Source organism: Pseudomonas sp. C9D1 (assembly GCF_056491235.1).
In genome coordinates this window covers 1,081,792-1,108,210 of the sequence record NZ_JBSZIE010000002.1, presented here as the reverse complement: position 1 = coordinate 1,108,210, position 26,419 = coordinate 1,081,792, and the positions used below count along the sequence as shown (strand labels likewise).

22 protein-coding genes are annotated in these 26,419 nt (G+C 68.5%); 12 read left to right on the top strand and 10 right to left on the bottom strand.

The features are described from left to right. Positions 1-63 precede the first annotated feature (63 nt). The 3 genes from ACXI0U_RS13330 to ACXI0U_RS13320 are packed head-to-tail and all read right to left on the bottom strand — an operon-like array spanning position 64 to position 1,984. Positions 64-603, bottom strand: a complete 540-nt coding sequence (locus ACXI0U_RS13330; protein ID WP_316926265.1) for a GNAT family N-acetyltransferase — start codon at positions 601-603, stop codon at positions 64-66. Next, positions 603-947, bottom strand: coding sequence for a hypothetical protein (locus ACXI0U_RS13325; protein WP_431482184.1), 345 nt, complete (start codon positions 945-947; stop codon positions 603-605). The genes ACXI0U_RS13330 and ACXI0U_RS13325 overlap by 1 nt, the downstream gene beginning before the upstream one ends. After that, positions 944-1,984, bottom strand: a complete 1,041-nt coding sequence (locus ACXI0U_RS13320; RefSeq protein WP_431482183.1) for an AraC family transcriptional regulator — start codon at positions 1,982-1,984, stop codon at positions 944-946. Before ACXI0U_RS13320 ends, ACXI0U_RS13325 begins: the two co-directional genes overlap by 4 nt. 164 nt (positions 1,985-2,148) lie before the next feature. On the opposite strand from ACXI0U_RS13320, the gene ACXI0U_RS13315 reads away from it, so the two are divergent. From ACXI0U_RS13315 to ACXI0U_RS13295, 5 genes are all read left to right on the top strand, one after another. After that, positions 2,149-3,624, top strand: coding sequence for a flavin-containing monooxygenase (locus ACXI0U_RS13315; RefSeq protein WP_479550382.1), 1,476 nt, complete (start codon positions 2,149-2,151; stop codon positions 3,622-3,624). Next, on the top strand, positions 3,608-4,546 hold the full coding sequence (locus ACXI0U_RS13310) for an alpha/beta hydrolase (RefSeq protein WP_374980473.1): 939 nt from the start codon (positions 3,608-3,610) through the stop codon (positions 4,544-4,546). The genes ACXI0U_RS13315 and ACXI0U_RS13310 overlap by 17 nt, the downstream gene beginning before the upstream one ends. A gap of 1 nt (position 4,547) precedes the next feature. Then, positions 4,548-5,309 carry an SDR family oxidoreductase gene (locus ACXI0U_RS13305; protein ID WP_374980474.1) on the top strand — a complete coding sequence of 254 codons (762 nt, stop codon included), beginning with the start codon at positions 4,548-4,550 and terminating at the stop codon, positions 5,307-5,309. Between the two features lie 354 nt (positions 5,310-5,663). Then, positions 5,664-6,005, top strand: coding sequence for a ribonuclease E inhibitor RraB (locus ACXI0U_RS13300; protein ID WP_021222644.1), 342 nt, complete (start codon positions 5,664-5,666; stop codon positions 6,003-6,005). A gap of 133 nt (positions 6,006-6,138) precedes the next feature. Continuing rightward, positions 6,139-6,882, top strand: a complete 744-nt coding sequence (locus ACXI0U_RS13295; RefSeq protein WP_431482181.1) for a type 1 glutamine amidotransferase — start codon at positions 6,139-6,141, stop codon at positions 6,880-6,882. A gap of 213 nt (positions 6,883-7,095) precedes the next feature. Here ACXI0U_RS13295 and ydcS read toward each other — a convergent pair whose 3' ends face one another. Next, on the bottom strand, positions 7,096-8,253 hold the full coding sequence (gene ydcS, locus ACXI0U_RS13290) for a putative ABC transporter substrate-binding protein YdcS (RefSeq protein WP_316926258.1): 1,158 nt from the start codon (positions 8,251-8,253) through the stop codon (positions 7,096-7,098). A gap of 395 nt (positions 8,254-8,648) precedes the next feature. Here ydcS and ACXI0U_RS13285 point away from each other — a divergent pair, with 395 nt between their 5' ends. From ACXI0U_RS13285 to ACXI0U_RS13270, 4 genes are all read left to right on the top strand, one after another. Next, positions 8,649-10,058 (top strand): circularly permuted type 2 ATP-grasp protein, encoded by a 1,410-nt coding sequence (locus tag ACXI0U_RS13285; RefSeq protein ID WP_043244157.1) that lies wholly within the window; start codon positions 8,649-8,651, stop codon positions 10,056-10,058. A 3-nt stretch (positions 10,059-10,061) separates the two neighbouring features. After that, on the top strand, positions 10,062-11,012 hold the full coding sequence (locus ACXI0U_RS13280) for an alpha-E domain-containing protein (RefSeq protein WP_021222640.1): 951 nt from the start codon (positions 10,062-10,064) through the stop codon (positions 11,010-11,012). Next, positions 11,009-11,812, top strand: a complete 804-nt coding sequence (locus ACXI0U_RS13275) for a transglutaminase family protein (RefSeq protein ID WP_021222639.1) — start codon at positions 11,009-11,011, stop codon at positions 11,810-11,812. Before ACXI0U_RS13280 ends, ACXI0U_RS13275 begins: the two co-directional genes overlap by 4 nt. Positions 11,813-11,945: 133 nt before the next feature. After that, on the top strand, positions 11,946-12,677 hold the full coding sequence (locus tag ACXI0U_RS13270) for a proteasome-type protease (protein ID WP_111264281.1): 732 nt from the start codon (positions 11,946-11,948) through the stop codon (positions 12,675-12,677). Positions 12,678-12,940: 263 nt separating this feature from the next. Here the strand turns inward: ACXI0U_RS13270 and ACXI0U_RS13265 are convergent, their stop codons facing one another. The 4 genes from ACXI0U_RS13265 to ACXI0U_RS13250 all read right to left on the bottom strand — a co-directional run bounded on the left by ACXI0U_RS13265 (position 12,941) and on the right by ACXI0U_RS13250 (position 17,470). Then, positions 12,941-15,763 (bottom strand): DUF4132 domain-containing protein, encoded by a 2,823-nt coding sequence (locus ACXI0U_RS13265; protein WP_479550381.1) that lies wholly within the window; start codon positions 15,761-15,763, stop codon positions 12,941-12,943. Between the two features lie 22 nt (positions 15,764-15,785). Further along, positions 15,786-16,229, bottom strand: a complete 444-nt coding sequence (locus ACXI0U_RS13260; protein WP_479550380.1) for a hypothetical protein — start codon at positions 16,227-16,229, stop codon at positions 15,786-15,788. A 90-nt stretch (positions 16,230-16,319) separates the two neighbouring features. Beyond that, positions 16,320-17,114, bottom strand: a complete 795-nt coding sequence (locus ACXI0U_RS13255) for a cytochrome c (RefSeq protein WP_184489508.1) — start codon at positions 17,112-17,114, stop codon at positions 16,320-16,322. Next, positions 17,114-17,470, bottom strand: coding sequence for a rhodanese-like domain-containing protein (locus tag ACXI0U_RS13250; protein WP_316926253.1), 357 nt, complete (start codon positions 17,468-17,470; stop codon positions 17,114-17,116). The genes ACXI0U_RS13255 and ACXI0U_RS13250 overlap by 1 nt, the downstream gene beginning before the upstream one ends. Positions 17,471-17,590: 120 nt before the next feature. Here ACXI0U_RS13250 and ACXI0U_RS13245 point away from each other — a divergent pair, with 120 nt between their 5' ends. The 3 genes from ACXI0U_RS13245 to ACXI0U_RS13235 all read left to right on the top strand — a co-directional run bounded on the left by ACXI0U_RS13245 (position 17,591) and on the right by ACXI0U_RS13235 (position 22,390). Beyond that, entirely contained in the window at positions 17,591-18,478 is an 888-nt protein-coding gene (locus ACXI0U_RS13245) for an AEC family transporter (RefSeq protein ID WP_479550379.1), read from the top strand. 546 nt (positions 18,479-19,024) lie between these two features. Next, positions 19,025-20,230, top strand: a complete 1,206-nt coding sequence (locus ACXI0U_RS13240) for an acetyl-CoA C-acetyltransferase (RefSeq protein ID WP_043244163.1) — start codon at positions 19,025-19,027, stop codon at positions 20,228-20,230. 15 nt (positions 20,231-20,245) lie between these two features. Continuing rightward, complete coding sequence (locus ACXI0U_RS13235; RefSeq protein WP_479550378.1) at positions 20,246-22,390, top strand: 3-hydroxyacyl-CoA dehydrogenase NAD-binding domain-containing protein; 2,145 nt, start codon at positions 20,246-20,248, stop codon at positions 22,388-22,390. A gap of 57 nt (positions 22,391-22,447) precedes the next feature. On the opposite strand, the gene ACXI0U_RS13230 is transcribed toward ACXI0U_RS13235, so the two are convergent. Both ACXI0U_RS13230 and ACXI0U_RS13225 read right to left on the bottom strand, forming a co-directional pair. Then, the gene (locus ACXI0U_RS13230; protein WP_479550377.1) at positions 22,448-24,736 is read right to left on the bottom strand and encodes an ATP-dependent DNA helicase; all 2,289 of its coding nucleotides are present in this window, start codon (positions 24,734-24,736) and stop codon (positions 22,448-22,450) included. Next, positions 24,706-26,361 (bottom strand): VRR-NUC domain-containing protein, encoded by a 1,656-nt coding sequence (locus tag ACXI0U_RS13225; RefSeq protein ID WP_479550376.1) that lies wholly within the window; start codon positions 26,359-26,361, stop codon positions 24,706-24,708. The genes ACXI0U_RS13230 and ACXI0U_RS13225 overlap by 31 nt, the downstream gene beginning before the upstream one ends. Positions 26,362-26,419: the final 58 nt, after the last annotated feature.

Genomic DNA, 26,419 nt, shown 5'->3' with positions numbered 1-26,419 from the left:
GGCTGATGACGTGGGTGTGGGGTAGGGCTGGGACCGATGGGTTTCGCTGCGCTCTACACCATCCTACGGGGCGGGGATCACCGGGCCGAGGCACAGCTGCATGGCCACGCGGTTGGCGAGGCCGAAGGCTTCTTCCTCCCTGAGACGGCGGATCAGCTCGTCGTGCAGCTCGGCTTCCTCCAGCGGGCGGAAGCCAAGCCGGGCGTAGTAGGGGGCGTTCCAGGGGATGTCGGCGAAGGTGGTCAGGTACAGCGCTTCGTGGCCGCGTGCCTCGGCCCAGTCGCGGGCGGCGGCGATCAGGCGGCGGCCGATGCCGCGACGGCCCAGGGCGGGCAGCACGTCCAGTTCCGCCAGCAGCGCGATGCCGCCGAGCACCTCCACCAGGGCGAAGCCCACGGCCATGCCGCCGCTGTCCTGGGCCACCCACAGGCGGCCTTCGGCCTGCCCCTGGGCCAGCAGCGCCTGGGGCACGGTGGCCTCCCGCAGCAGCTCGGGAATGACGCCCTCCGGGAACAGGCTGGCGGCGGCGCGTTCGATCTCGGCCAGGGCTGCCAGGTGGCGCGGCTCGGCGGGTACCACGGCGTAGTCGTCGGCCTGGCCCATCAACGCCACTCCCCTTGCTGGTCCACCAGGGTGCGCTCGCCCCGGGTCACGCTCAGGTGGCCGTCCTCGCCGACGAAGTAGCGGGTATCGCCGTTGTTGAACTCGTAGCCCAGGGAGTGGCAGGGGGTGACGCCGTCGGCGCACAGGCGCATCAACTGGCGGCCCTTGAGTTCCAGGGTGTTGCCGCTCTTCTTGCTGGTGCCGCGGTAGAGCACGTTGTCGCAGCCGACCGTGCCTTCCTCGCACTGGTCGATGATCTCGATGCGGTAGCCGGGAGTTTCCAGGGTCTGGGCCAACAGCGGGCCGGCGGCGAGCAGCAGGGGCAGGGCGAGGGCGTATCTCATGAAAAGGCGTTCCGGGGCTGGAGTTGGCTGCGGTACTGGCCGGGCGTGATGCCCTTCCAGCGCTTGAAAGCATGGATGAAGTTGGACAGCTCGCCATAGCCGAGGCGTTCGGCGATCTCTTCCAGTCGGATGCCATCGGCGGCCAGCAGTTCCTCGGCCAGGGCATTGCGCACCTCTTCCTGCAGCTGGCGGAAGGAGGTGCCCTCGGCGTCCAGGCGGCGGCGCAGGGTGCGCGAGGTCATGTGCAGTTCGGTGGCGATGCGCTCCATGTCCGGCACCTGGCCGGGCTGCGATAGCAGGCGATCGCGGATGCGCCCGGCGAGCCCGGCACGCACCCGGCGGCGGGCCAGCAGTGCCTTGCACTGGGCCTCGCACTGCTGCGCCACCTGGGGGTTGGCGCCAGGCAGCGGCAGGTCGAGCAGGGCGCGGGCGAAGACCATGCGGTTCTCCGCTGCGGCGAAGCTCGGCGTCACCCCCAGCAGCTCGCGGTAGGGCGTGGGGTCGGCCGGCTCGGGCAGGGCCAGGCTGACGCGGGTCAGCGGCAGGTCGGCGTTGTTCAGGTCGCGCTGCACGCTGAGGGCGCCGGAAATGTCGCGCTCCAGCAGGAAGCCGCGCAGGTCCTCGGGCAGGCCGCGCCCTTCGAGCACCAGGTGCGCTTCATCGTCGTGTTCTTCCAAGCGCATGCTGTGGAAGGCGTAGGTCAGGTCCAGGTAGCGCAGGCCCAGTTCGGCGGCGCTGCGGTAGGTGGGGCTGCTGAGCAGGGCGAAGCCCCAGATGCCATAGGTGCTGAGGTGGTAGCGGCGGCCGGCCTTGAGGCCGATGCCGGGGATGTGCCCCAGCGCCTGGACGATGTTGCGCACCAGGGCCAGCTCCTGGTCGGCGTTGACCTCGGCGCCGGGGTCGGCCAGGGCGTTCCAGTCCAGGCCGGTGCCGGCCAGGCAGCGTTCCACGGACAGGCCGTGGTCGAGGCCGAACTGGGTGAGCAACTGCACGCTGATGGCGCTGCGGCGGGGTGGCCAGTGGGCGGTGTGGTGCATGGTGGTCGCGGTCCTGGGCGGTTGAACGGGGGCTTCTGTCCGAAAAGCACAATTCGCTGTCCGATGATGCCATAAACAGCGTGCGCCGCCGCGCATTAGCATCCGTTCATCCGCACGCTGGCTGGCCTGGTCCCCGGCGGTTGCGGCGAACATGGGAGATAACAATGAACAACAATCCCCAGCACCCGGCGCCTCTGCGCGTGCTGATCATCGGGGCAGGTTTCGGCGGCCTCGGCCTGGCCATCCGCCTGCAGCAATGCGGCATCGAGGATTTCCTCATCCTCGAAAAGGCCGACGACCTGGGCGGTACCTGGCGCGACAACACCTACCCCGGCGCGGCCTGCGACGTGCCTTCGCACCTCTACTCCTTCTCCTTCGAGCCCAAGCTCGACTGGTCGCGCAAGTTCGCACCCCAGGCGGAGATCCACGCCTACCAGCAGCAGTGCGCCGAGCGCCACGGCCTGCGTCGGCGCATCCGCTTCGGCACCGAAGTGGCCGGGGCGCGTTTCGATGAGGCGGCCGCGCTGTGGCGGGTGGAGACCACGGCGGGCGAGCACTTCAGCGCCCAGGCCCTGGTCAGTGCCTGCGGCCAGTTGAACCGCCCGGCGGTGCCGCGCCTGCCCGGCATCGAGAACTTCACCGGCGAGGTGTTCCACTCGGCGCGCTGGAACCATGACTACGACCTGGCCGGCAAGCGCGTGGCGGTGATCGGCACCGGTGCCAGCGCCATCCAGTTCGTGCCGCAGATCGCCCGCAAGGTGGCGCAGCTGCACCTGTTCCAGCGCTCGGCCGCCTATGTGATCGCCAAGCCCGACCGCGCCTACCGCCCCTGGGAGCTGGCGCTGATGAAGCGCCTGCCGGCGCTGCAGAAGGTCGACCGGCTGCTCAAGTACATCCAGCACGAGGCGCGCGCCCTGGCCTTCACCGTCTTCCCGCCGCTGATGAAGGTGATGCGCCTGGGCTTTCACCTGCACCTGGCGCGCAGCATCCGTGACCCTGAGCTGCGTCGGCGCCTGCAGCCGGACTACCCGCTGGGCTGCAAGCGCATCCTCATCTCCAACGACTTCTACCCGGCCCTGTCGCGGGACAACGTCGAGCTGGTGGAGCAGGCCATCACCGGCGTCAGCGAGCGTGGCGTGCTCACCGCCGATGGCCGCGAGCGCGAAGTCGACGCGATCATCTACGGCACCGGTTTCGCCGCCACCGACTTCCTCGCCCCCATGAGCATCCGGGGGCTTGGTAGGCGCGACCTCAACGAGGCCTGGCGCGAGGGCGCCGAAGCCTATCTGGGCATCAGCGTCAGCGGCTTCCCCAACCTGTTCATCCTCTATGGGCCGAACACCAACCTGGGGCACAACTCCATCCTCTACATGCTGGAGAGCCAGTTCGCCTACGTGCTCGGCTGCCTGCGCGCACTGAAGCGCGACGGCCTGCGCTACATGGACCTCAAGCCCGAGGTGCAGCGCCGCTTCAACGACAAGCTGCAGCACGCCGTGCGCCATACCGTGTGGGAGCGCGGCTGCAACAGCTGGTACAAGACCGCCGATGGCCACAACACCAACAACTGGCCCGGCTTCACCCTGACTTACCGCCAACAGACCCGCCAACCGGAGCTCGACCACTATGAATGCGTCCGTTGACTTCACCGCCCCCGATGCCGGCCAGCCGCTGCTGCGTGCGGTGCTGCGCGGGGGCTTGCGGGTGCTGTTCCGCGGCCTGGTGCGCCCGCCGATGCCCATCGCCGGGCAGCGGGCGGTGATCCGCGCGCTCACGGCCACGCCCGTGTCGATGCGCGGTGTCACCCGCAGCCGCGACAGCCTCGGCGGCGTGCACTGCGAATGGCACCGCCCGGCGCAGGACAACGGCAGCGTGCTGCTCTACCTGCACGGCGGCGCCTTCCTCATCGGCGCCGCCTCCACTCATCGCGCCATCACCGCCACCCTGGCGCGGCGGGGCGGGTTGGCCGTCTGCGCGCTGGACTATCGCCTGGCGCCCGAGCACCCGTTCCCGGCCGCCCGCCAGGACGGCGTGGCCGCCTATCGCGCGCTGCTGGCCCAGGGCTACGCCAGCGAGCGCATCTTCATCGGGGGTGATTCCGCCGGGGGCAACCTCAGCCTGATCACCGCCCTGGAGCTGGCGCGCCAGGGGCTACCGCAGCCGGCAGGGCTGGTGCTGCTGTCGCCGGTCACCGATTTCAGTGGCGAGCAGATGCACCAGCCGCCGGCGGGCGATCCGCTGCTCAACCCGCTGTGGATGGAGCAGGCCATCAGCCTCTACGCCCCGGCGGGGCTGGACCGCCGCGACCCCGGCCTGTCACCGATCTACGCCGACCTGGCCGGCCTGCCGCCGATCCTGGTGCAGGTGGGCGAGGACGAGTTGCTGCTCAACGACAGCCTGCGCCTGGCGGAGGCGGCGAGGGCCGCCGGGGTGCCGGTGCGCCTGGAGCGCTACCCCGGCCTGTGGCACGTGTTCCAGGCCCACGCCGGTATGCTGCGGGCCGCCGACCAGGCACTGGCCAGCATCCTCGCCTTCATCCGTGCCCGTAGCGGCGAGGGGGTCTGAAATGCACAACATCCTCATCACCGGGGCCGCCTCCGGCATCGGCCGGGCCACCGCGCGGCTGTTCCACGAGAAGGGCTGGACGGTGGGCCTGCTGGACATCGCCCCGCAGCCCCTGGAGGAACTCTCCGCCGAGCTGGGCGGGCTCTGGTACCAGGCCCTGGACGTCACCGACGTGGCCGCCGTCGAAGGCGCCCTGGCGGACTTCTGCGGTCGCCACGACGGCCAGCTGCGGTTGCTGTTCAACTGCGCGGGGTTGCTGCGTTTCGGCCACTTCGAGGCGATCGACATGGCCGAGCACGCGCGCATCCTCGCGGTGAACGTGCTGGGCCTGGTGCAGATGACCCACGCGGCCTTTCCCTACCTCAAGGCCACCGCCGACGCCCAGGTCATCAACATGGGCTCGGCATCGGGGCTCTACGGCACGCCGCACATGGCCAGCTACTCCGCCTCCAAGTTCGCCGTGCGCGGTTTCACCGAGGGCCTGGAGCTGGAGTGGCGCCGCCATGGCATCCGTGTCGGCGACCTGATGCCGCCCTTCGTGCGCACGCCCATGGTCGAGAGCCAGCGCTTCGAGCCACCGACCCTGCGCCGCCTGGGGGTCAACCTCAAGGCCGAGGACATCGCCGCGGCGGCCTGGCAGCAGGCCCACGGCGCCGCCGTGCACCGGCCCATCAGTGCGCTGTTCAAGCTGATGTACTGGTCCGGGCAGGTGTCGCCGCCCTGGATCAGCCGGCTGATCATGGGCTGGTTGAGCCGGGAATAGGGTGCACTGAGGCCCTGCACGCCGGGTTGGCGATAAGCCCGGCGAACGGGCGCGGGGTGAGGTTCTATGGCGCGCTCGCCCGGCGCCATTCCCGTGCCGCCCGTCGTGCCGGGGGCGGGAAAATTCGCCCTTCGGCGGGCAGACCGGCCGAGCTGACGCTACCCTGCATTCTGATGCAGTAGATCGTTGTGCGTGAGCTGAAGCAGCGGCCGGTCCCGCTTTCGCGGGCCTGGCCAGGGCCGTGTCCCGCGTCCGTGGGGCAGCCCCGTGGCGGCGCCGCCGGGCGTCGCGAGGCCGAATCCTTCGGCCGTCTACAAGCGAAACTCATCAATCGCCAGAGAGGGGGTCGTAACCATGAGCACAACCTTCCACGATGACGTCAGCAGCAATGTTCTGCGCCGCATGAAAGAGGGCGGTTTCGATTTCGCCCGTGTGCACCCCATCGAGTTCTACGCCATCTTCCCCGACGAGGACCGGGCCCGGATGGCGGCGCGAAAGTTCAGTGGCGAGTGGTTGAATGCCCAGGTTTCCCCCCGTGACGACGGGGCCTGGCACCTGCAGGTGAGCAAGGTCATGTATGCCACCCATTCCGGTATCGGTGATTTCGAGCACGACCTGGAGGAGCTGGTCGTACCACTGGGCGGAACCCTGGATGGATGGGGCGTGACCCAGGAATTGGCGGCGCCCGCGCGCTGAATTCCCGTTCCCTTGTGCAATCACCGGCCAGCCATGTGCTGGCCGGTGTCGTTTCCGCAGTCGGAAAACTTACATTTTCCTGACTCGACCTCGGCACGGGCTTTGCCTCAGACTGCGGAAACGGAGGGTTCACATGACCGATATCCTGATTCTTACCCACGCGGATTTCTGCCCGCCCGGCCACCTCGCAAGCCTGCTGGACGCGGAGCAGCGGGCATTCACGGTGCTGCGCGTGGACCAGGGCGAGTTGCAGGGCTACGACCTCGACCGCCCGAAAGCGGTAGCAGTGATGGGCGGGCCGATGAGCGTGAACGACCCACTGCCCTGGATCGAGGCAGAAATCGAAGCACTGCGGCATTTCATCGCGCGGGACATCCCCATCATCGGCCACTGCCTCGGCGGCCAATTGCTGGCGCGGGCCCTGGGTGCCGCGGTGCACCGCATGCCCTACACCGAGATCGGCTGGCAGCCCCTGGAGAAACGCGCACTGGCAGTGGGCAACCCCTGGGTGGCGCACCTGCCCATGCAGTTCCCGGTCTACCAGTGGCACAGCGACACCTTCGACCTGCCCAGCGGCGCCCAATGGTTGTTCGACAGCCCCTGGTGCCCGAACCAGGGCTTCGCCTGGGGCGACAAGGTGCTGGCCCTGCAAGGCCACCCGGAAATGACCGAGGAGCTGGTGCAGCTGTGGCTGACCGACTGGGCCCACCTGCTCGACGAGACCCAGCCCAGCCAGCAGCCCAAGGGCCGCATGCTCACCGACCTGCCGGCCAAGGTGGAGGCGCTGCACGGGGTAGCGGAGGGGTTCTACCGCCGCTGGCTGGACCTGGCCTTCCAGGATCAGCCCCTGCGCATGGCCCCCGCGCTGAGCGCCTAGCGTTGGGTTCCGGTGGGCTGAAGCGGAGCGCCGCCCGGCCCACCCTACGGCAGGGCGTCGAGTGCTTCGCGCTCCAGTGCGTAGGGCGGGTGAAACCCGCAGCGTTACGCACCATTGTCGGGTTGCACCCGACCTACATCAGGCGCAGACCCTGTAGGGGCGAATTCATTCGCCAAGCGGTGCGCAGCGCCGCCGCTCTTGTGGGCGTGAACGCTAACGCCCACCCATGATCGCGATGTAGTCCTGGGTCCAGCGGCTGTAGGGCACGCACTGCCCGTCGCCGCACTTGGCCTGGGGCGTTTTCCAGAAGGCGATCTTGTCGAACTGGTCGTAGCCGTTGGTGGCACAGCCGCCGGCGCCGAGCAGTTCGCTGCCGCTGCAGCCCTTGGGCACTGCCGGCACCGAGCCGAACCAGGCGGCCACATCGCCCTGTACCTTGGGCTCCAGGGACCAGTTCATCCATTTGTAGGCGCAGGTCGGGTGCTTGGCCTCGGCGTGCAACATGGTGGTGTCGGCCCAGCCGGTGGAGCCTTCCACGGGAATGGTCGAGGCGATGGGCTGCTTGTCGCCGCGCAGGGCGTTGACCTGATAGGGCCAGGAGCCCGAGGCGACCACGCCTTCGTTCTTGAAGTCGCTCATCTGCACCGTCGCGTCGTGCCAGTAGCGGTGGATCAGCGGCTGCTGGCCGCGCAGCAGGGCGATCACGGCGGCGTACTGCTCTTCGTTCAGCGCATAGGGGTCGCCGATGCCCAGTTCGGGCCGGGTGGTGCGCAGGTAAAGGGCGGCGTCGGCGATGTAGATGGGGCCGTCATAGGCCTGCACGCGGCCCTTGTTGCTCTTGCCGTCGGGCAGGGTGGTTTCCTCGAACACCACCTTCCAGCTGGTTGGCGCCTTGGGGAACACCTGGGTGTTGTACATCAGCACGTTCGGCCCCCACTGGTAGGGCGTGCCGAAGTGCTGCCCGGCCACGCTGTGCCAGGGGGCGTCCTTGAGCCGGTCGTCGAGGTTCTTCCAGTTGGGGATCAGCGCGACGTTGATCGGCTGCACGCGCTTGCCCGCCACCAGGCGCAGGGAGGCATCGCCCGAGGCGGTGACCAGGTCGTAGCCGCCCTTGGCCATCAGGCTGACCATCTCGTCGGAGGTGGCGGCGGTCTTCACGTTGACCTTGCAGCCGCTGTCCTTCTCGAAGGCGGTGACCCAGTCGTAGGCCTTGTCGGTTTCGCCGCGCTCGATGTAGCCGGGCCAGGCAATGATGTCGAGCGCGCCTTCGCCCTCGCCGAGTTGCTTCAGGGGTTCGGCGGCCTGCAGCGCGCCGCTGAGCAACAGGCTGGCGCAGGCGAAGGCCGGGAGGGTGGTCCGGATGAAAGGCATGGTCGACTCCTGTTGCAGCTGCGGGCGGAGCCTGGGCGGCGGACGCCGGAGGGGCGGGCCTTGAGGCGGGAGGTGCTCAAGGCAGCGTAGTTCGGGGCCTGTGGCCTGACAAGCGCGGTTACCGATGGCGCCGGGCAGGCGCGCGGGCGTGTCCTAGACTGCTTGCGTGGGCGCATTCGCGATAAGCGAAGAAATAGGGAACAAGTACGCGCAGGCCCCCGTCCTAATTCGTATCGCCGCCAAACGGGGCGGTAGCCACCGTTCCGCTCTCCCGCCTGCACCAAGGCAGTGCGCGGTGGCGAGTGGCTGATTGCAAGTCATTGATACGTATAGGGTTGAGTCGCTGGCACGAGGCTTGCGACTGCAAGATGGTCGGTGGTGACAAGGAGTCCGGCATGGCCCGCACCTTTTTTGACGAAATGTATGACGCGAACGGCGACTGCCGTCCGCATTACCGGGAATTCGCCCGCTGGTTGGCCGATACCCCCGAGGAACTGCTTGCCCAGAGGCGGCGCGAAGCCGACCTGCTGTTCCACCGGGCAGGCATCACCTTCACCCTCTATGGGGACGAGCAGGGCACCGAGCGCCTGATCCCCTTCGACACCATTCCCCGCTCCATCCCCATGAGCGAGTGGCGCGTCGTCGAACGCGGCTGCATCCAGCGCGTCAAGGCGCTGAACATGTTCCTCGCCGACCTCTACCACGGCCAGCGCATCATCAAGGCGGGCATCGTCCCGGCCGAGCAGGTGCTGGCCAACGAGGGCTACCAGATCGCCATGCAGGGCCTGGACCTGCACCGCGACATCTACGCCCATATCGCCGGCGTGGACCTGGTGCGCGACGGCGACGGCACCTACTACGTGCTCGAAGACAACCTGCGGACTCCCAGCGGCGTCAGCTACATGCTGGAAGACCGCAAGATGATGATGCGCCTGTTCCCCGAGCTGTTCTCGGCTCAGCGCGTAGCCCCCATCGACCACTATCCGAACCTGCTGCTGGAGACCCTCAAGAGCTCCAGCCCGCTGGATAACCCCAGCGTCGTGGTGCTCACCCCGGGGCGCTTCAACAGCGCCTATTTCGAGCACGCCTTCCTTGCCCGCGAGATGGGCGTGGAACTGGTGGAGGGCGCCGACCTGTTCGTCCGCGACGACCGCGTCTATATGCGTACCACCTCCGGCCCGCAGCCGGTGGACGTAATCTACCGCCGCCTCGACGATGCCTTCCTCGACCCGCTGGCCTTCAACCCGGATTCCATGCTCGGCGTGCCCGGCCTGCTGGCGGCCTACCGCTCCGGCAACGTGGTGCTGGCCAACGCCATCGGCACCGGGGTGGCGGACGACAAGTCGATCTACCCCTATGTCGGCGACATGATCCGCTTCTACCTGGACGAGGAGCCCATCCTCGCCAACGTGCCCACCTGGCAGTGCCGCAAGCCCGAGGAGCTGTCCCACGTGCTGGCCAACCTGCCGGAACTGGTGGTGAAGGAAACCCAAGGCTCCGGCGGCTACGGCATGCTGGTCGGCCCGGCCGCCACCAAGGCCGAGATCGAAGCCTTCCGCGAACGCCTCAAGGCGCGCCCGGAGGCCTACATCGCCCAGCCCACGCTGAGCCTCTCCACCTGCCCGACCTTCGTCGAGAAGGGCATCGCCCCGCGGCATATCGACCTGCGCCCGTTCGTCCTCTCAGGCCGCGAAACGCGCCTGGTGCCGGGCGGCCTGACGCGCGTCGCGCTGCGCGAAGGCTCGCTGGTGGTCAACTCGTCGCAGGGCGGCGGTACCAAAGACACCTGGATCGTGGAGGACTGACCCGTGCTGAGCCGTACTGCCTCCGATCTGTACTGGATGTCGCGCTACCTGGAACGCGCCGAGAACCTCGCGCGCATGCTCGATGTGAGCTACTCGCTGTCGCTGATGCCCCAGGACGGCCGTGGCGATGGCCTGGAAGAGCTGGCCATGCCGCTGCTGATCACCGGCACCCTGGACGCCTACCTGACCCGCCACGGCCAGCTCCACGCCGAGCGCATGCTGCACTTCTTTGCCCTCGATGCGGAGAACCCGGCGAGCATCTACAGCTGCCTGGGGGCCGCCCGTACCAACGCCCATGCCGTGCGCGGCCGCATCACCGCCGACATGTGGGAGAACATCAACGCCACCTGGCTGGAGATGCGCGGCATCGCCGGCGAGGGCCTGGGGCGCTATGGCATCAAGCGCTTCTGCGAGTGGGTCAAGGAGCGTTCGCACCTGTTCCGCGGCGCCACCTTCGGCACCATCATGCGCCACGACCCCTACCGCTTCATCCGTCTCGGAACCTTCATAGAACGGGCGGACAATACGCTGCGCCTGCTCGATGCACGCTACGAGATGCTCGGCGAGGAGGCGGAGGAGGTCAGCGATACGTCCGCACGTGGCTACTACCAGTGGAGCGCCTTGCTCCGCGCGCTGTCGTCCTTCGAGGCGTACACGGAAGTCTTCCGTGGCTCGCCCGGTGCGCGCCAGGTGTCCGAGCTGCTGTTGCTGCGCCCCGATGTGCCGCGCTCCCTGCGGGCCTGCATGGAGGAGCTCAACCTGATCCTCTCCAGCCTGCCCGGCGAGAACGGCCGGCCGGCCCAGCGCCTGGCCGCCGAGCTGGATGCACGCCTGCGCTACACGAGCATCGACGAGATCCTCGGTGAGGGCCTGCACGGCTGGCTCACCGACTTCATTCTGCTGGTTCGCCAATTGGCCAGAGCGATCCACAGCTCTTATCTGGAGGCCGTATGAAACTGTCCATCCGCCACGAAACCACCTATCGCTACGACGACCAGGTTCGCGCGAGCATCCAGTACCTGCGCCTGACGCCCCACGACAGCGAGCGCCAGCACATCCTTAGCTGGCAGCTCGACCTGCCACGCCCGGTGCGCGCGCAGATCGACCCCTACGGCAACATCCTCCACGTGCTGACCCTGGATGAACCCCACGAGGCCATCGTCATCGGCGCCCGTGGCCAGGTGGAGATCGACGAGCACAGCGAGGCCGAGCACGACAAGCTCTCGGCGCTGCCCTTCCTGCGCTCCACCCGCCTGACTGCGGCGGACGAGGCATTGCGTGCCTTCGCCCACACCCACTGCCAGCCGCGGCCAGAGCGCAGCGGCCTGATCACCCTGATGGACGCGCTGCACGAGCACATCGACTACCAGACCGGCGTCACCGCCGTGGACAGCACCGCCGCCGAGGCCTTCGCCGGTCGCGCGGGGGTCTGCCAGGACCATACCCACGCCTTCCTCGCCTGCGCCCGCACCCTCGGCGTGCCGGCGCGCTTCGTCTCCGGCTACTTGTACAAGGAGAACAACGCCCACCTGGTCAGCCACGCCTGGGCGGAAGCCTGGCTGGGCGATGCCTGGTACAGCTTCGACGTCACCAACCGTCTGTCCCGCCCGGAGCGCCACCTCAAGCTCGCCGTCGGCCTGGACTATCTGGACGCCTGCCCGGTGCGCGGCATGCGCCGTGGCGGCGGCGAGCAGATGCACGCACGTGCGGACGTCGCCGTACCGCCGTTGCTGATGGTCCAGGAACAGCAGTAACACGCGTCACAGGACTTCTCGCCGCATCACCGGTCATTCGACTGCCCGCCTGCCATCCCGGCAGGCACGGGCCGGTGATGCCGAAGCGCAAGGCGCGGGGGAGGCGGGGGGCATATAAAAACGGGAGAGAACCATGACCTACTGCGTCGCCATGCACCTTGCCGATGGCCTGGTGTTCGTTTCCGATTCGCGCACCAACGCGGGCATCGACCACATCGCCACCTTCCGCAAGCTCTTCACCTTCGGCACGCCGGGCGAACGCCTGATCGTGCTGCAGACGGCGGGCAACCTGGCCACCTCGCAATCGGTGGTCAACCTGCTCAAGCAGCGCCTGGGCAGCACCCTGGTGAACCTCGACAGCGTGCCCACGCTCTACGACGCCACCGCCCTGGTCGCCGAGACCATCCGCGAGGTGGTCGCCCGCGACGGCGCGCCGCTGGCGGGCAACACCGACCTGACCTGCTCCTTCCTGGTCGGCGGGCAGATCGCCGGCCAGCCGCCCGCGCTGTACAGCATCTACCCGCAGGGCAACTTCATCCAGGCCACCGAGGACACGCCCTTCCTGCAATTGGGGGAGAGCAAGTACGGCAAGCCGATCCTCGATCGCAACCTCAAGCACGACACCAGCCTGGAGGAGGCACTGCGCTGCGCGCTGGTCTCCTTCGACTCCACCATCCGCAGTAACCTCTCGGTGGGCATGCCGCTGGACCTGCTGGTCTACCACACCGACAGCCTGATCCTCCCCGCCGGCTACCGCGTCACCGAAGACGACGAGTACTACGAAGGCGTGCGCCGCCAATGGGCCGCCGGCCTGCACGAGGTGCTGGAGAAGCTGCCGGCGCCGCCGGCGGAATACAACGTCTGACGGCGAAGTCACGGGGGGCGCGAAAGAGCGGGCGAATGAATTCGCCCCTACAGGGTTGCCAGGCTGGGCATCGCTGCGTTGGGCCTCGCTGCGCTCGGCGCCAAACTACGGCACCGGCTGTGGGTGCCTGTAGGTCGGGTGCAACCCGACAAGGACCGTGCACGAGGCCACGCGGGTTTCACCCGCCCTACGGACTGCGAGAAGGGCGGGCAGGGTGCCGGCTTTATCGCGAATGAATTCGCTCCTACGGGTTGCGCCCGTCCCTAGGCCGGCACTTCGCTGCGGCGGATCTGTTCGAGGATGCTGGGGTCGTCGATCGCCCCGTCGTCCAGCAGCAGGAACAGCTTGCTGATGATCTCGCTGGTGCGTGCATCGCTGTCGGCGAAGGGCAGGTAGAGGTCATCCGCCGGTTTGCCAGCAGGGACGATGCACAGGTAGTTGCCCGGCTCGATGTGGATGACCCCGCTGCCCAGGTGCAGCCGGTAGCGTGCGCGGCTGCCGGTGATGTGGGCGTGGTGGCCTTCGCAGCGCACGTTGGCCAGCCCCAGGTCGGCCACCAGCGCCTGCACCAGTTCGGCGCGGCGCTGGATGGTCTCGGCGCTGCCGGCGTGGCTGGCGGTCTCGCCGGTGAAGGCCACCGAGACGATCAGGTCGGCGTCGCGCAGGGTTTCGGAGAACAGCAGCGGCGGCACCTCCTCCAGCGGCAGGGCGGCGCGGTCTTGGACGAACTCCACCTCCCGCAGGGTGATGGCCTCGGTCAGGGGCAGGTAGCGCTGCGCATCGGGGAAGTTGAGGAAGGCGTACAGGCCCTGGCCCCAGTTGCGGAACACTTCCTCGCCATCGTGGGTGGTCCAGCCCCGGGCCCGCAGCAGGCGCGCGGCCACGGCGCTGCGCAGCACATGGCCGGCGAAGCGCAGGGACTTCAGGCCGTTCTCCCGCTCGGCCGGGGTCAGCAGGTACAGCTCGCGGAACACCTGCTTGAACGGCTGCACCCGGCGCTGGGCCACCAGGGCCTGCTGCCAGGCGGAGAGCGCCCCGGCTTCGAACAGGTGCAGGGGGTGGGCGATCAGCAGCGGGCCGTCGATGGCACGGGCCGGTCCCGCCAGGGAGCAGAGGGTGAAGGCGTCGCCGTCCAGCCAGCCCAGTTGGCCGTCACCGTCGCGCAGCACCAGGTGGTCCAGCAGCAGGCGCGCCGCCGGCATGCGCAGCAGCTGGCGCAGCTGCGTCGGCTCCAGGGCTTCCCCCCGCGCCATCATGGCTTCCAGGGTCAGGCGGAAGCGGCGGATCTGGTCCTTCATGCGGGCCTGCAGGGTCTTCAGCTCGGCCAGGCCTTCGTGCTTGCGCAGGGCGGCGGGTACCGACTTCAGGCGCTTGCCGCCCTTGCTGGCAACCATGACCGGGTTGAGGCCCTGCAACTCCAGCCACAGGTCGTAGCCGTCCAGGTGCAGGCGGTCCGGGGTCTGCTCGGCGATCTCCGCTTCCATCGCCCACTCCAGCCGGGTGGCGTCACCATAGCCGGCGGTGCGGGCGAGGTTCTCCAGGCCGGCCTGGATGGCGGCCTGGGAGTTGGCCTGGCGCTCGGCGCCGTAGCGTTCCACTTCGCGGTGATAACGCTTCAGGGCCAGGTAGCGCTCGCGGGTTTCGTCCGCGCCGCTGATGGGCAGCAGGCCGTAGGCGCGCAGGGCGGCCTGGGCGTGGCGCTGCAGCTTCTTCTCCAGGGCCTTGCGCTCCAGGCCGCGGAAGGCGTCCAGCAGCAGGCGGGTATTGGGAAAGGCCCAGGGCGTGCCGTCGAAGCTGGCCAGGTAGTCGGCCAGGTGCCCGGCGTCGGCCTGGTCCAGGGCGGCCCGCAGGGCGGGGCGGTCCACCACGCCCAGCTCCGGGTCGTCGCTGCTCTGCAGGTCCTCGACCAGGCGGCCGCTGTGGTCGACGGCCAGCGCCAGGTCGAGGTAGAGGCGCTGCAGGGGCTTCAGGTCGCTCCAGCCGAGGGCGTCCAGCACGGCCTCGCTGGCCGCGCCGCTGTAGGGCAGGGCGGTGAGCAGGCTGGCGCGGGGGAAGCCGGCGAGCTGCTTGGCCAGTGCGGCCTCGTCGTCCTTTTCCAGTTGGCCGACGTCGAGCAGGGCGGTCAGTACCCGGCCCAGGTGGTTTTCGTAATGTCTTTCGAGGGCGTCCGGCGCCAGGTCGAGGCGCGACAGTTCGCGCACGCCGGCCAGCAGCCAGTGTGCAGTGGAGGTTCCGGGCTCATCGATCAGGCTTCGCAACAGCGTGGCGCTGTCCGGCAGTTGGGCCAGCGCGTGATCGACGAACTCGGCGTTGAGCGCGTCGAGCCGTTGCTCGCCCGTGCTGTCGCCTTGGACGAGGGGTGGCAGCGTGCACAGGCTGTCTGCCCAGGTGTGCACCGCGCGCTCGTGCAGGGCCGCATCCAGGCGGCCGGCTTCGGCCAGGGCCACGGCGAAGCGCCGGATGGCCTCCGTTGCCTTGCCTTGGTAGACCTCGGCGAGGCGCGGGTAGTCAGCGTTCTCGGCGGGGCTGGGGCGGTCCCAATCGCCGCCGAGCAGCCACCGGGCGAAGTCCAGCCAGGCACCGTCGACGGGGTAGCCAGCGAGCAGTTCCAGGCATTCCTCCAGGTCGGGCGTGACCCAGGCGCCGGTGGGGTAGTGCCAGTGGGCCTGGGCCTTGAAGCCGGGTTGCAGGGCGTAGTCGCTGTCTTCGAAGGCCTGGGTCAGCATGTGCCGCACACGCCGTTCCAGGGCCTGGAAGCCATAGGCGCCGGGGTGCGCCGTGACGCCCGCGTGGCTGGCGATCTGGGCCAGGCGCTGGCGGGTGTAGAGGTGCTCGGTCTCGTCGTGGCCCCAGATGCGCGGGAAGACCAGGGCATCCACCAGGGCGGGCTGGCCGTCGGGGCCGGCTTCGGCGAGGAAGGCGTCGGCCAGGGCGAGGCCGTCGACCTCTTCCCAGAACGGGTGCTGGTAGCCGTCTTCGGCCAGCAGGGCGTCGCGCTCGGGCAGGGCATCCAGGGTGCGGTCGAGGAAGGCATCGAGCAGGGCGATGCGGGCCTGCTGGCGGGTGTCGGCTTGGTAATGCTGCATGGGGAGTCCGTTCGTCATGGGCTTAACCACCCACCAGGGGGACCAGGCGCAGGAAGGTGAGCCGGGCCTGGGCGGGCAGGTCGAGGGAGTGGTCGAGGTCGTGGAGCATCTGGCCGTCGAGGAGGACGCGGTAGCGGCGCTGGCAGAAGCCATCCAGGGCGCGCTGCACCTCGGCTTCGGCGTCTATCCGTGGGGCGCCGGGCACCTGGGTGCGCAGCTTGATGGCGCCCCGGGCGGACTGGTGGCGGATGTCTTCTTCGCTGAGGTAGCCGGGGCCGCTGCTGGCCTGCAGGCGGTCCAGCCAGCGCTCGGTGGTCTGTTCGGCCACGACATGCAGCACCACCCGGCGGATCAGCTCGCCCAGGGTGAGCCGGGAAGCGTCCAGGTGCAGGTTCAGGTCCGGGGTGAGGGCCTCGTTGCGGGCCCCGCGCAGGACCAGGCTTTCGACGTGGAGCTCGGTGCTCATGCTGGCTCTCCCGGCCGGCGGTTCAGGTGGGAGAGCGTAGCGCCGGCGCGGTTGGCGGAGAAGCCCGGCCGCCACCGTCCGTGAGGGCCGTCACGGCGTCTTGCGACCGCTCATGTGGCGCAGGTAGGCGACCAGCTGTTCCAGCTGCGCGTCGTCGATCACCGCAGCCGGGAAGGCGGGCATGCGCCCTTGCGGCCAGCGACGCATGGCCTGTGGGTCGCGGATGTAGCGCTGGAGGAAGCCTTCGGCGAAGTATTCGGTGGGGTTGTAGGGCAGGTTGAGGTCGGGGCCGAACTGGGCGTCGCCGGCACCGTTGAGGCGGTGGCAGGCCAGGCAGTTCTTCTGGAACTGGGCGAAGCCGGCCTGGATGTCGGCGCTTGCATCGCTCGCCGGCAGCAGCGCGGGGAAGCGTTCGGCGACCGCAGCCAGGTAGCGCAACTTCGCCACCTGGAAGGGCCACTGTTCCGGGCCTATGCCGCCGGCCTGCGGGTCCGTCCACACCAGGTAGAAGGGCCCGGCGCTGGGCTTGCCCTTGGCCAGTGGCGGCCAGGGCTTGCCCGGGTCTTCCACCGCCAGCCAGGCCCGGGCGCCCTCCTTGGCGAGCAGGGGCGTGGCGGGCAATTCGGCGGCGAACCCGTCCAGCGCCACGGCCTGCAGGTGCTGGCCGGGTTCGACCCCATCCAGCAACGCTGCCAGGGGCAGGGCGCGGTAATGCATGGTGCGCTTGTAGGCGACGTCGGCGGGTACCTCGATATCCCGCGCCTGGGGGTGGGCCAGCAGCCTGGCGCTGTCCCAGCGCTGCGTGCCGCCGGGCAATTCGAGCAGCAGCTCGGCGGCGTGCAGGGTAGGGGTCAGCAACAGCAGGCAGAACAGCAGGTGGCGCATCAGGGTGTGTCCAGAATCGGCTTGAGGGTGGTGTAGCCGCCGGCATTCTGCACATTGGTGTAGCCCCTGGCACGCAGATCGTCCTGGGCGATGCCGGAGCGGCGACCGCTTCGACAGTAGAGGACGATAGGGGTCTGCTTGTCCGGTGCCAGTTCCGCGATTTTCGTACCAATGTCTTCGAAGCCGATGTAACGGGCACCGGGCAAGGCTCCTGCCTCGATTTCTTCCGGCGTACGCACGTCGATCAGCACAGCGCCCGGTTGCTTCAGTGCTTCCAGCGCCGCTGCCTGGTCGACATCGGCGGCGAGTGCGGGAAGGCTGAGGGAAAGGGCCAGTGTGGCGAGCATCTTGCGCATGGTGTAACTCCCTGAAAAACAAGAACCCTTGGACCCTAGCACAATTGCCGGAGGTCATCGCCAGCCGTTAGGATCGGGCCTTTCCGTCACTCCACGACCCTCCGGGCTAAGGAGCGAGCCATGCTGGCCGCGCTGTTCGCCGTCATGGCGCCGATCCTCATCACTGCTGGCATCGGCTATGCCTGGGCACGCTCCGGGCAGAATTACCCAACAGACTTTATCGCTCGTCTGGTTCTTAACGTCGGCACGCCGAGCCTGGTGCTTTCCACCCTCAGCCAGGCGGAAATCGACAAGCACGCCTTCGGCCAGATCGCGCTCGCCTGCCTGCTCACCACCCTGGTGATGGGCGTGATCGGCCTGGGCCTGAGCCGGGCCATGAAACAGGACTGGCGCGTGCTGGTGCCGGCCTTCCTGTTCCCCAATTCCGGGAACATGGGCCTGCCGGTGGCGCTCTACGCGTTCGGCGAGCCGGGCCTGGCCCTGGCGGTGGGCTTCTTCCTGGCCCTGGCGGTGGTGCAGTTCAGCCTGGGGCTGCTGCTCTCGGGCAGCGAGCGTTCGGTGAAGAAGCTGTTCATCAACCCCATCGTCATCAGCCTGGCCCTGGCCATTCCGCTGATCCTCTTCGACCTGACACTGCCGCGCTGGCTGGCCAACACCATCGAGCTGCTGGGCGGCATGACCATCCCGCTGATGCTGCTGACCCTGGGCGTGTCCCTCGCCAGCATCCGCGTCGGCCACCTGGGCAGCGGCTTGCTGCAGGGGGCGTTGCGCATCCTCTTCGGTGCGGGCGTGGGCTGGGGAGTGGGCCTGGCACTGCAGCTGGAGCCGCTGACCCTGGGCGTGCTGGTGATGCAGTCGGCGATGCCGGTGGCGGTGTTCAACTACCTGCTGGCGGTGCGCGCCGGGCGTTCGCCGGAGCAGGTGGCGAGCCTGGTGATGTGTTCGACGCTGTTGTCGTTCGTGACCATTCCGCTGCTGCTGGCCTGGTGGCTACCTGCGCTGCGTTGACCGCAGGGCGCGGTGCGCAGCACAGGACGATGCCCGCGTTGTCAGCTGACCAGTCGGGTCAGGTTGGGAAGGATGAGGATGACGGTGGTGGCGAAGACGATGAGGCTCGCTTGCCGCATTTTCGGCTGTTTGAACATAGCCTTGTGCCTTTGTTTTTGTTGGAGGCGCCATGCGTCGGGCGTGAACGGCCTGCCGGTCGGCGTGGCCGCCTCCTTGGCGGTGGGTGGAAAAAGCCGCCCCGGCAAAACCCGGCAGCGACCTCTGACAACCTCAACTCTAGGGGCCGGTTCCCCGGCCCTTTAGAACGCTTGGGATCAACAGCCCGCTGCTTAGAACGCCGTTCGCGGGTCGCCCCGGGCCTGTGGATGGCAACCCTTGAGCCAGACACATCGCGTTGACCTGGGAGTCAGGTGACCGTTCGTCTGAGCGCAGAAGTCAATGGCACTGAGCAGTTCGGTCATTGAGTGCGGCCCGCGTGCCGCTAAGGTAAGCCCACAGCGGTCGGCCCCTGGCTGGCCCGTCTGCCTAACGACAAGAGAGAACCCCATGACCGAAGCATATATCTACGACGCGGTGCGCACGCCCCGCGGCAAGGGCAAGAAGGACGGCGCGCTGCACAGCGTCAAGCCGGTCAACCTGATCGCCGGCCTGCTCAAGGCCCTGGAAGCGCGCAACAAGCTGGATACCAGCCAGGTCGACGATATCGTGCTCGGTTGCGTGACCCCGGTGGGCGACCAGGGCGCCGACATCGCCAAGACCGCCGCGCTGGTGGCCGACTGGGACGAGACCGTCTCCGGCCAGCAGATCAACCGCTTCTGCGCCTCGGGCCTGGAAGCCATCAACCTCGCTGCGATGAAGGTGCGCTCCGGCTTCGAAGACCTGGTGGTGGCCGGTGGCGTGGAATCCATGTCGCGCATCCCCATGGGCTCCGACGGCGGTGCCTGGGCCATGGACCCGGAAACCAACCTGCACACCAACTTCGTGCCCCAGGGCATCGGTGCCGACCTGATCGCCACCCTCGAAGGCTTCAGCCGCCAGGACGTCGACGCCTTCGCCCTGCGCTCCCAGCAGAAGGCCGCCCGCGCCAGTGCCGACGGCTCGTTCAAGAAATCCCTGGTGCCGGTCACCGACCAGAACGGCATCGTGCTGCTGGACCATGACGAGTTCATCCGGGGCGAATCCACCCTCGAAGGCCTCGGCGCCCTGAAGCCAAGCTTCGAGATGATGGGCCAGATGGGCTTCGACGCCACCGCCCTGCGCAAGTACAGCCATGTCGAGCGCATCGAGCACGTGCACACCCCGGGCAACAGCTCCGGCATCGTCGACGGCGCCGCCGCCATGCTCATCGGCTCCGCTGCTAAGGGCAAGGAGCTGGGCCTCAAGCCCCGCGCGCGCATCGTCGCCACCGCGGTGACCAGTACCGACCCGACCATCATGCTCACCGGCCCGGCGCCGGCCACCCGCAAGGCCCTCGCCAAGGCCGGCCTGGCGGTGGGCGACATCGACCTGTTCGAAGTCAACGAAGCCTTCGCCTCGGTGGTGATGAAGTTCATGAAGGACATGGGCGTGCCGGAGGAGAAGGTCAACGTCAATGGCGGCTCCATCGCCATGGGCCACCCCCTGGGCGCCACCGGTTGCGCCATCCTCGGCACCCTGCTCGACGAGCTGGAGAAGCGCCAGCTGCGCTATGGCCTGGCCACTTTGTGTGTCGGCGGCGGTATGGGTATTGCCACGATCATTGAGCGCGTTTGAGGCCGGAGAATAAAAATGACTGACGCCATTCGTTACGAAAAGGGCCAGGACAATATCGTCGTCCTGACCATCGACATGCCCGGCCAGAGCGCCAACACCATGAACGCGGTGTACCGCGAGGCCATGGGCGCCACCGTGGACCGCCTGGAGGCCGAGAAGGATTCCATCGCCGGGGTCATCGTCACCTCCGCCAAGAAGACCTTCTTCGCCGGCGGCGACCTCAACGAGCTGATCAAGGTCACCAAGGCCGATGCCAACGGCTTCTACCAGATGATCCTCAAGATCAAGGGCCAGCTGCGCCGCCTGGAAAGCCTCGGCAAGCCCGTGGTCGCCGCCATCAACGGCGCGGCCCTGGGCGGCGGCTGGGAAATCTGCCTGGCCTGCCACCACCGCATCGCCGTGGACGAAAGCCACGTCCAGCTCGGCCTGCCGGAAGTCACCCTGGGCCTGCTCCCCGGTGGCGGCGGCGTGGTGCGCATGGTGCGCCTGCTGGGTATCGAGAAGGCGCTGCCGTACCTCGCCGAAGGCAAGAAGGTGCGCCCGGACCAGGCCCTCAAGGCCGGCCTGATCCACGACATCGCCAAGGACCGCGACGAACTGCTGGCCAAGGCCCGTGCCTTCATCGCCGCCAACCCCAGCGCCGTTCAGCCCTGGGACGTGAAGGGCTACAAGATCCCCGGCGGCACCCCGTCGACCCCCGCCGTGGCCCAGATGCTGGCCATCGCCCCGAGCGTGCTGCGCGACAAGACCAAGGGCTGCTTCCCGGCGCCGGAGAAGATCATGTGCGCTGCCGTCGAAGGCGCCCAGGTGGACTTCGACACCGCCCAGCTGATCGAGGCGCGCTACTTCACCGAGCTGACCACCGGCCAGGTGGCGAAGAACATGATCGGCACCTTCTGGTTCCAGCTGAACGAGATCAACGCCGGCAGTTCCCGTCCCAAGGGTCCGGCCCGCTATGAAACCAAGAAGGTCGGCGTGCTCGGCGCCGGCATGATGGGCGCGGGCATTGCCTACGTCTCCGCTGCCGCCGGCATCGAGGTGGTGCTCAAGGACGTCTCCATCGAAGCCGCCGAGAAGGGCAAGGCGTACTCCGCCGGCCTGCTGGACAAAAAGGTCGCCCGTGGCCACCTGAGCGCCGAGAAGCGCGACGCCTTCCTCGCCCGCATCAAGCCGACCGTGGATGACGCCGACTTCGAAGGCTGCGACCTGATCATCGAAGCCGTGTTCGAGAACCGCGAACTCAAGGGCAAGGTCACCGCTGCCGCTGAAACCCATGCGCTGGCCGATGCGGTGATCGCCTCCAACACCTCCACGTTGCCGATCACCGGCCTGGCCGCTGCCGTGGCCAAGCCGGAGAAGTTCATCGGCCTGCACTTCTTCAGCCCGGTCGACAAGATGCCCCTGGTGGAAATCATCCGTGGCGAGAAGACCACGGACGAGACCCTGGCCCGTGGCTTCGACTACGTGCTGCAGATCAAGAAGACCCCGATCGTGGTCAACGACAGCCGTGGCTTCTTCACCTCGCGGGTGTTCGGCACCTTCACCAACGAAGGCATCGCCATGCTGGGCGAAGGCGTATCGGCGGCGATGATCGAGAACGAGACCCGCCAGGCCGGCATGCCGGTGGGCCCGCTGGCGATCTCCGACGAGGTCTCCATGAGCCTGATGACCCACATCCGCAACCAGACCGCCGCCGACCTCAAGGCCGAAGGCAAGGCGCTGCCGCAGCACCCGGCCTTCGCCGTGATCGACCTGATGGTCAACGAGTACAAGCGCCCCGGCAAAGCCGCCGGCGGTGGTTTCTACGAGTACCCGGCCAGCGGCAAGAAGCGCCTGTGGCCGGAGCTCAAGGCGCGCTTCGAGAAGGCCGACAAGCAGATCCCGGCGGAAGACGTGCGTGACCGCATCCTCTTCATCCAGGCCATCGAGACCGTGCGCTGCGTGGAGGAGGGCGTGCTGCACTCCACCGCCGACGCCAACATCGGTTCGATCTTCGGCATCGGTTTCGCCGCCTGGAGCGGTGGCGCCCTGCAGTTCATCAACCAGTACGGCGTGCAGGACTTCGTCGCCCGCGCCAACTACCTGGCCGAGCAGTACGGCGAGCGCTTCGAACCGCCGGCCCTGCTGCTGGAGAAGGCCGCCAAGGGAGAGGGTTTCTGATTCCCTGATGGCGTAAACACAAAGCCGGCCCCTGGGCCGGCTTTGTCGTTCCTGGGCTCAGCCCGGCTCCACCTGCCACCAGGTGGGCAGCAGGCGGCGGATCTCGGGTTGGGCGAAGCGCTCGTCCATCAGGTGCACCACGCCCCGGTCGCCCTGGGTGCGGATCACCCGGCCGGCGGCCTGCACCACCTTCTGCAGGCCGGGGTAGAGGTAGGTGTAGTCGTAGCCGGCCTGGAAGATCGCGCCCATGCGCTGCTTCAGCTGCTCGTTCACCGGGTTGACCTGGGGCAGGCCGAGGGTGGCGATGAAGGCGCCGATCAGGCGTTCGCCGGGCAGGTCGATGCCCTCGCCGAAAGCCCCGCCAAGCACCGCGAAACCGATGCCGCGCCCGCCCTCGGCGAAGCGTTCGAGAAAGGCCGTGCGCGCGCCCTCGTCCATGCTCCGTGACTGGCTCCAGGCGGGAATGAAGGGGTGGCGCTCGGCGAACAGCGCGGCCACCTGCTCCAGGTACTGGTAGCTGCTGAAGAAGGCCAGGTAGTTGCCCGGGCGCTCGTGGTACTGGTCGGCCATCAGCTCGACGATGGGCGCCAGCGACTGCGCCCGGTGCTGGTAGCGGGTGGACAGGCGCCGCGCCACGCGGACCTGCAATTGCTCGGCGGCGAAGGGCGACTGCACCTCCAGCCAGGGCGTGTTGGCCGGTACCCCCAGCAGGTCGGCGTAGTAGCGACGCGGGTTGAGGGTGGCGGAGAACAGCACCGTGGAACGGCTGCCGGCCAGGCGCGGGCCGAGGAAGGGCGCCGGCACCAGGTTGCGCAGGCACAGGGTGGAGCGGCTGCTCTTGCCCGCCTGGTATTTGCTCAGGTCGAACAGCGAATGGTGGTCGAACAGCTCGGCCATGCGGCCGAAATGCATGGCGTCGAAATAGAACGCCATCAGCTCGGGGTCCAGCGGTGCGCCGGGCTGTTCGGCGAGGTGGTCGGTGATGGCGGTGACTGCGCTCTGCAGGGCGCCGAGCAGCTTCTGCGGCGGCTCGTCGTAGGCCTGGTAATCCACCACCTGGGCCTTGTTCAGCTCGTTCCAGCTGCGCTGCACCCGCTCCAGGGGCTTCTTCAGCGGTGCCGGCACGCTCTTGCACAGGGCCTTCAGCGCGCCCTGGCGCAGCTCGGCGGAGTACATGGCGCGGGCCCGCTCCACCAGGTTGTGGGCTTCGTCCACCAGCACGCCGACGCGCCACTGGTTGGCTTGGGTGAGGCCGAAGAGCAGGGCGCCGAGGTCGAAGTAGTAGTTGTAGTCGCCCACCACCAGGTCGCTCCAGCGCGCCATCTCCTGGCCCAGGTAGTAGGGGCAGACGTCATGGGCCAGGGCCACCTCGCGCAGGGCCGCGCGATCCAGCCAGCGACGCTCGGCGGCGGCCGCGCGGGCGGCTGGCAGGCGGTCGTAGAAGCCCCGCGCCAGCGGGCAGGCCTCGCCGTGGCAGGCGCTGCCGGGGTGCTCGCAGGCCTTGTCGCGGGCGGTGAGCTCCAGCACCCGCAGGGGCAGTTCATCGACGCTGTCGCGCAGGGTCGCCAGGCTGTGCAGGGCCAGCTGGCGCCCCGGCGTCTTGGCGGCGAGGAAGAAGATGCGCTCCAGGCGCTCGCCGCCCAGGGCCTTGAGCTGGGGGAACAGGGTGGCCAGGGTCTTGCCGATGCCGGTGGGGGCCTGGGCCAGCAGGCAGCAACCGGTGCTGGCGGCCTTGTACACCGCCTCGGCCAGTTCCCGCTGGCCGCTGCGGAACGCCGCGTGGGGGAAGCGCAACGCCTGCAGTGCCGTGTTGCGCACGCCCTGGTGGGCCAGCTCCTGCTCGGCCCAGGCGATGAAGGCCAGGCACTGGGCCTCGAAGAAGGCGCGCAGCTCGGCGGCGCTGGCGCGCTCGGTGAACAAGGTTTCCTTCTGGCTGGCGACATCGAAATACACCAGGGCTAGTTCCACCTCGTCCAAGCCACGCTCCTGGCACAGCAGCCAGCCGTAGACGCGCACCTGGGCCCAGTGCAGCTGGCGGTGGTTGGCCGGCTGGCGGGCCAGGTCGCCGCGGTGGGTCTTCACTTCTTCCAGGCGGTTGCGCGCGGGGTCGTAGCCATCGGCGCGGCCGCGCACCTTGAGGTTTCGGAACTCGCCGGCCAGGGCCACTTCGCTCTGGTAGCCCTCGCCACGGCGCGCGGCCACCAGGGCGTGGCCGGCCATGCCTTCGAGGGCGGTGGGGGCGGGGGTGAAGCGCAGGTCCAGGTCGCCGCACTTGGCGGTGAATTCGCAGAGCGCGCGCACCGCCACCTGGTAGCTCACGCCAGGGCGGCCTCGGTTTCGGCCCATTGCACGTAGCAGACGGTGACCGGCATCTGGTGCTCGGCGCAGAAGTCCAGCCAGCGCAGCTGGTTGTCCTGCAGGCGGTCGCCGGGGCCCTTCACCTCGATCATCTGGTAGCGCCGCTCCCCGGGCCAGAAGCGGATCAGGTCCGGCAGCCCGGCGCGGTTGGTCTTGATATCCAGCAGCAGGCGCTGGAACCACAGCTTCAGGTGCGCGGTGGGCAGGCACAGCAGGGCCTGTTCCAGCAGGGTTTCATCGAGCACGCCCCAGTAGACGAAGGGCGACTGCAGGCCGTACTTGGCCGCGTGGTTGCGGCGGATGGTGGCCTGCCAGGCGTCGCCATCCAGCTGCGCCAGGCAGGCGGCGAAGGCCTCGGCGCGGCGGGCGTGGAAGTCCGCCGCCAGCAGGTCCGCCGGTGCGGCGTGGAAGGGGTGGAAGAAGGCGCCCGGCAGCGGCAGGAAGATCGCCTCCCAGCACAGCAGGCCGAACAGCGAATTGATCAGGGTGTTCTCGACGTAATGCACCGGGCCCGGCTCGTCCGCCAGGTGCCGGGCGACGCTGTGCTCCACCGAGACGAAGTCCTCGCCCCGGGGCAGCTGCAGGTCCAGCCGCAGCACCGGCGCCGGCTTGCGGACCGCCGCCTTGGGCAGGCCCAGCTTGCGCTGCAGGCGCGGCAGGATGCGCGCCAGGTGCTGGCGCTCCTCCTCGCTGTGGGGGCCGGCGGCCAGGTCCAGGGCGAGGCGGTGTGCCTCGTCGAATTCGGCGGTCTTCTCCAGCACGCGGATACGGCGGATGCGCGCGCCGGGGTAGCTGCACCCGGCGTAGATCTCCAGGGCCAGCGCCCATTCGCCCAGGCGTTCGCAGTGCTGGCCGAGCTGGAACAACAGGCGCGCGCGGCGGCTCTGCAGCCAGGGGTTGTCGTGGGCTGGGGGAATGTCGGCGAGCACCTCGACGGGCGCTTCGCCGGCTTCGAAGCGTTCGCGGCACTGGTAGAGGTGCAGGTAGAAATCGATATCGGCGCGCTGGCGGAAGCCCCGGGAGGCGGCGTCCAGCTCGACCTTTTCGTACTGGTAGATGCCCAGGTCGGCGAGGACGAACTCGGACCAGTCCTGGGCCAGGTTGCCGAAGAACATCAGCCGCAGGCGGTCGCACAGGGCCATGAGCTGCAGGGCATAGATGCGCTCGTCCAGCGTCGGGTACCAGGCCTCCAGGGGCTGCGCCTCGGGGTATAGGGGTTGCAGCAGGGCGAGCTGGTCGGCCTTGCGCAGGGTCGCGCGGCCCAGTTGCGTGCCGAAGCAGGCGGCGATCTCCGGCTTGCGCAGCAGGGCGAAGAGCTGCGCGAGCTCCAGCCTGGGCGCCGCATCCACCCAGCCTTGTGCCACCAGCGGCAGCATGGCGTCGCGGGTGGGGCCGATCTCGGCGTACTCCAGCTTGCTCTCGCGGAATAGCGTGCCCTTGCGCATCACCATGCGCACCAGCAGCGCCCGGGACGCCTTGGGCAGGCCGGCGAAGGCGACGATGAAGCCGCGCTCCTCGTCGTCCAGCAGGTCGTCATAGCGGGCGCCGATCCAGTCGAGCACGGCCTGGAAGTTGTTCAGGTAGTAGAAGGGATCGTCGAGGGCGCTGGGCATGGCGAAACGGCTTGGGTAAATGGCTGGCTATTTATACAGCTATCGACCCCTGCCGCCC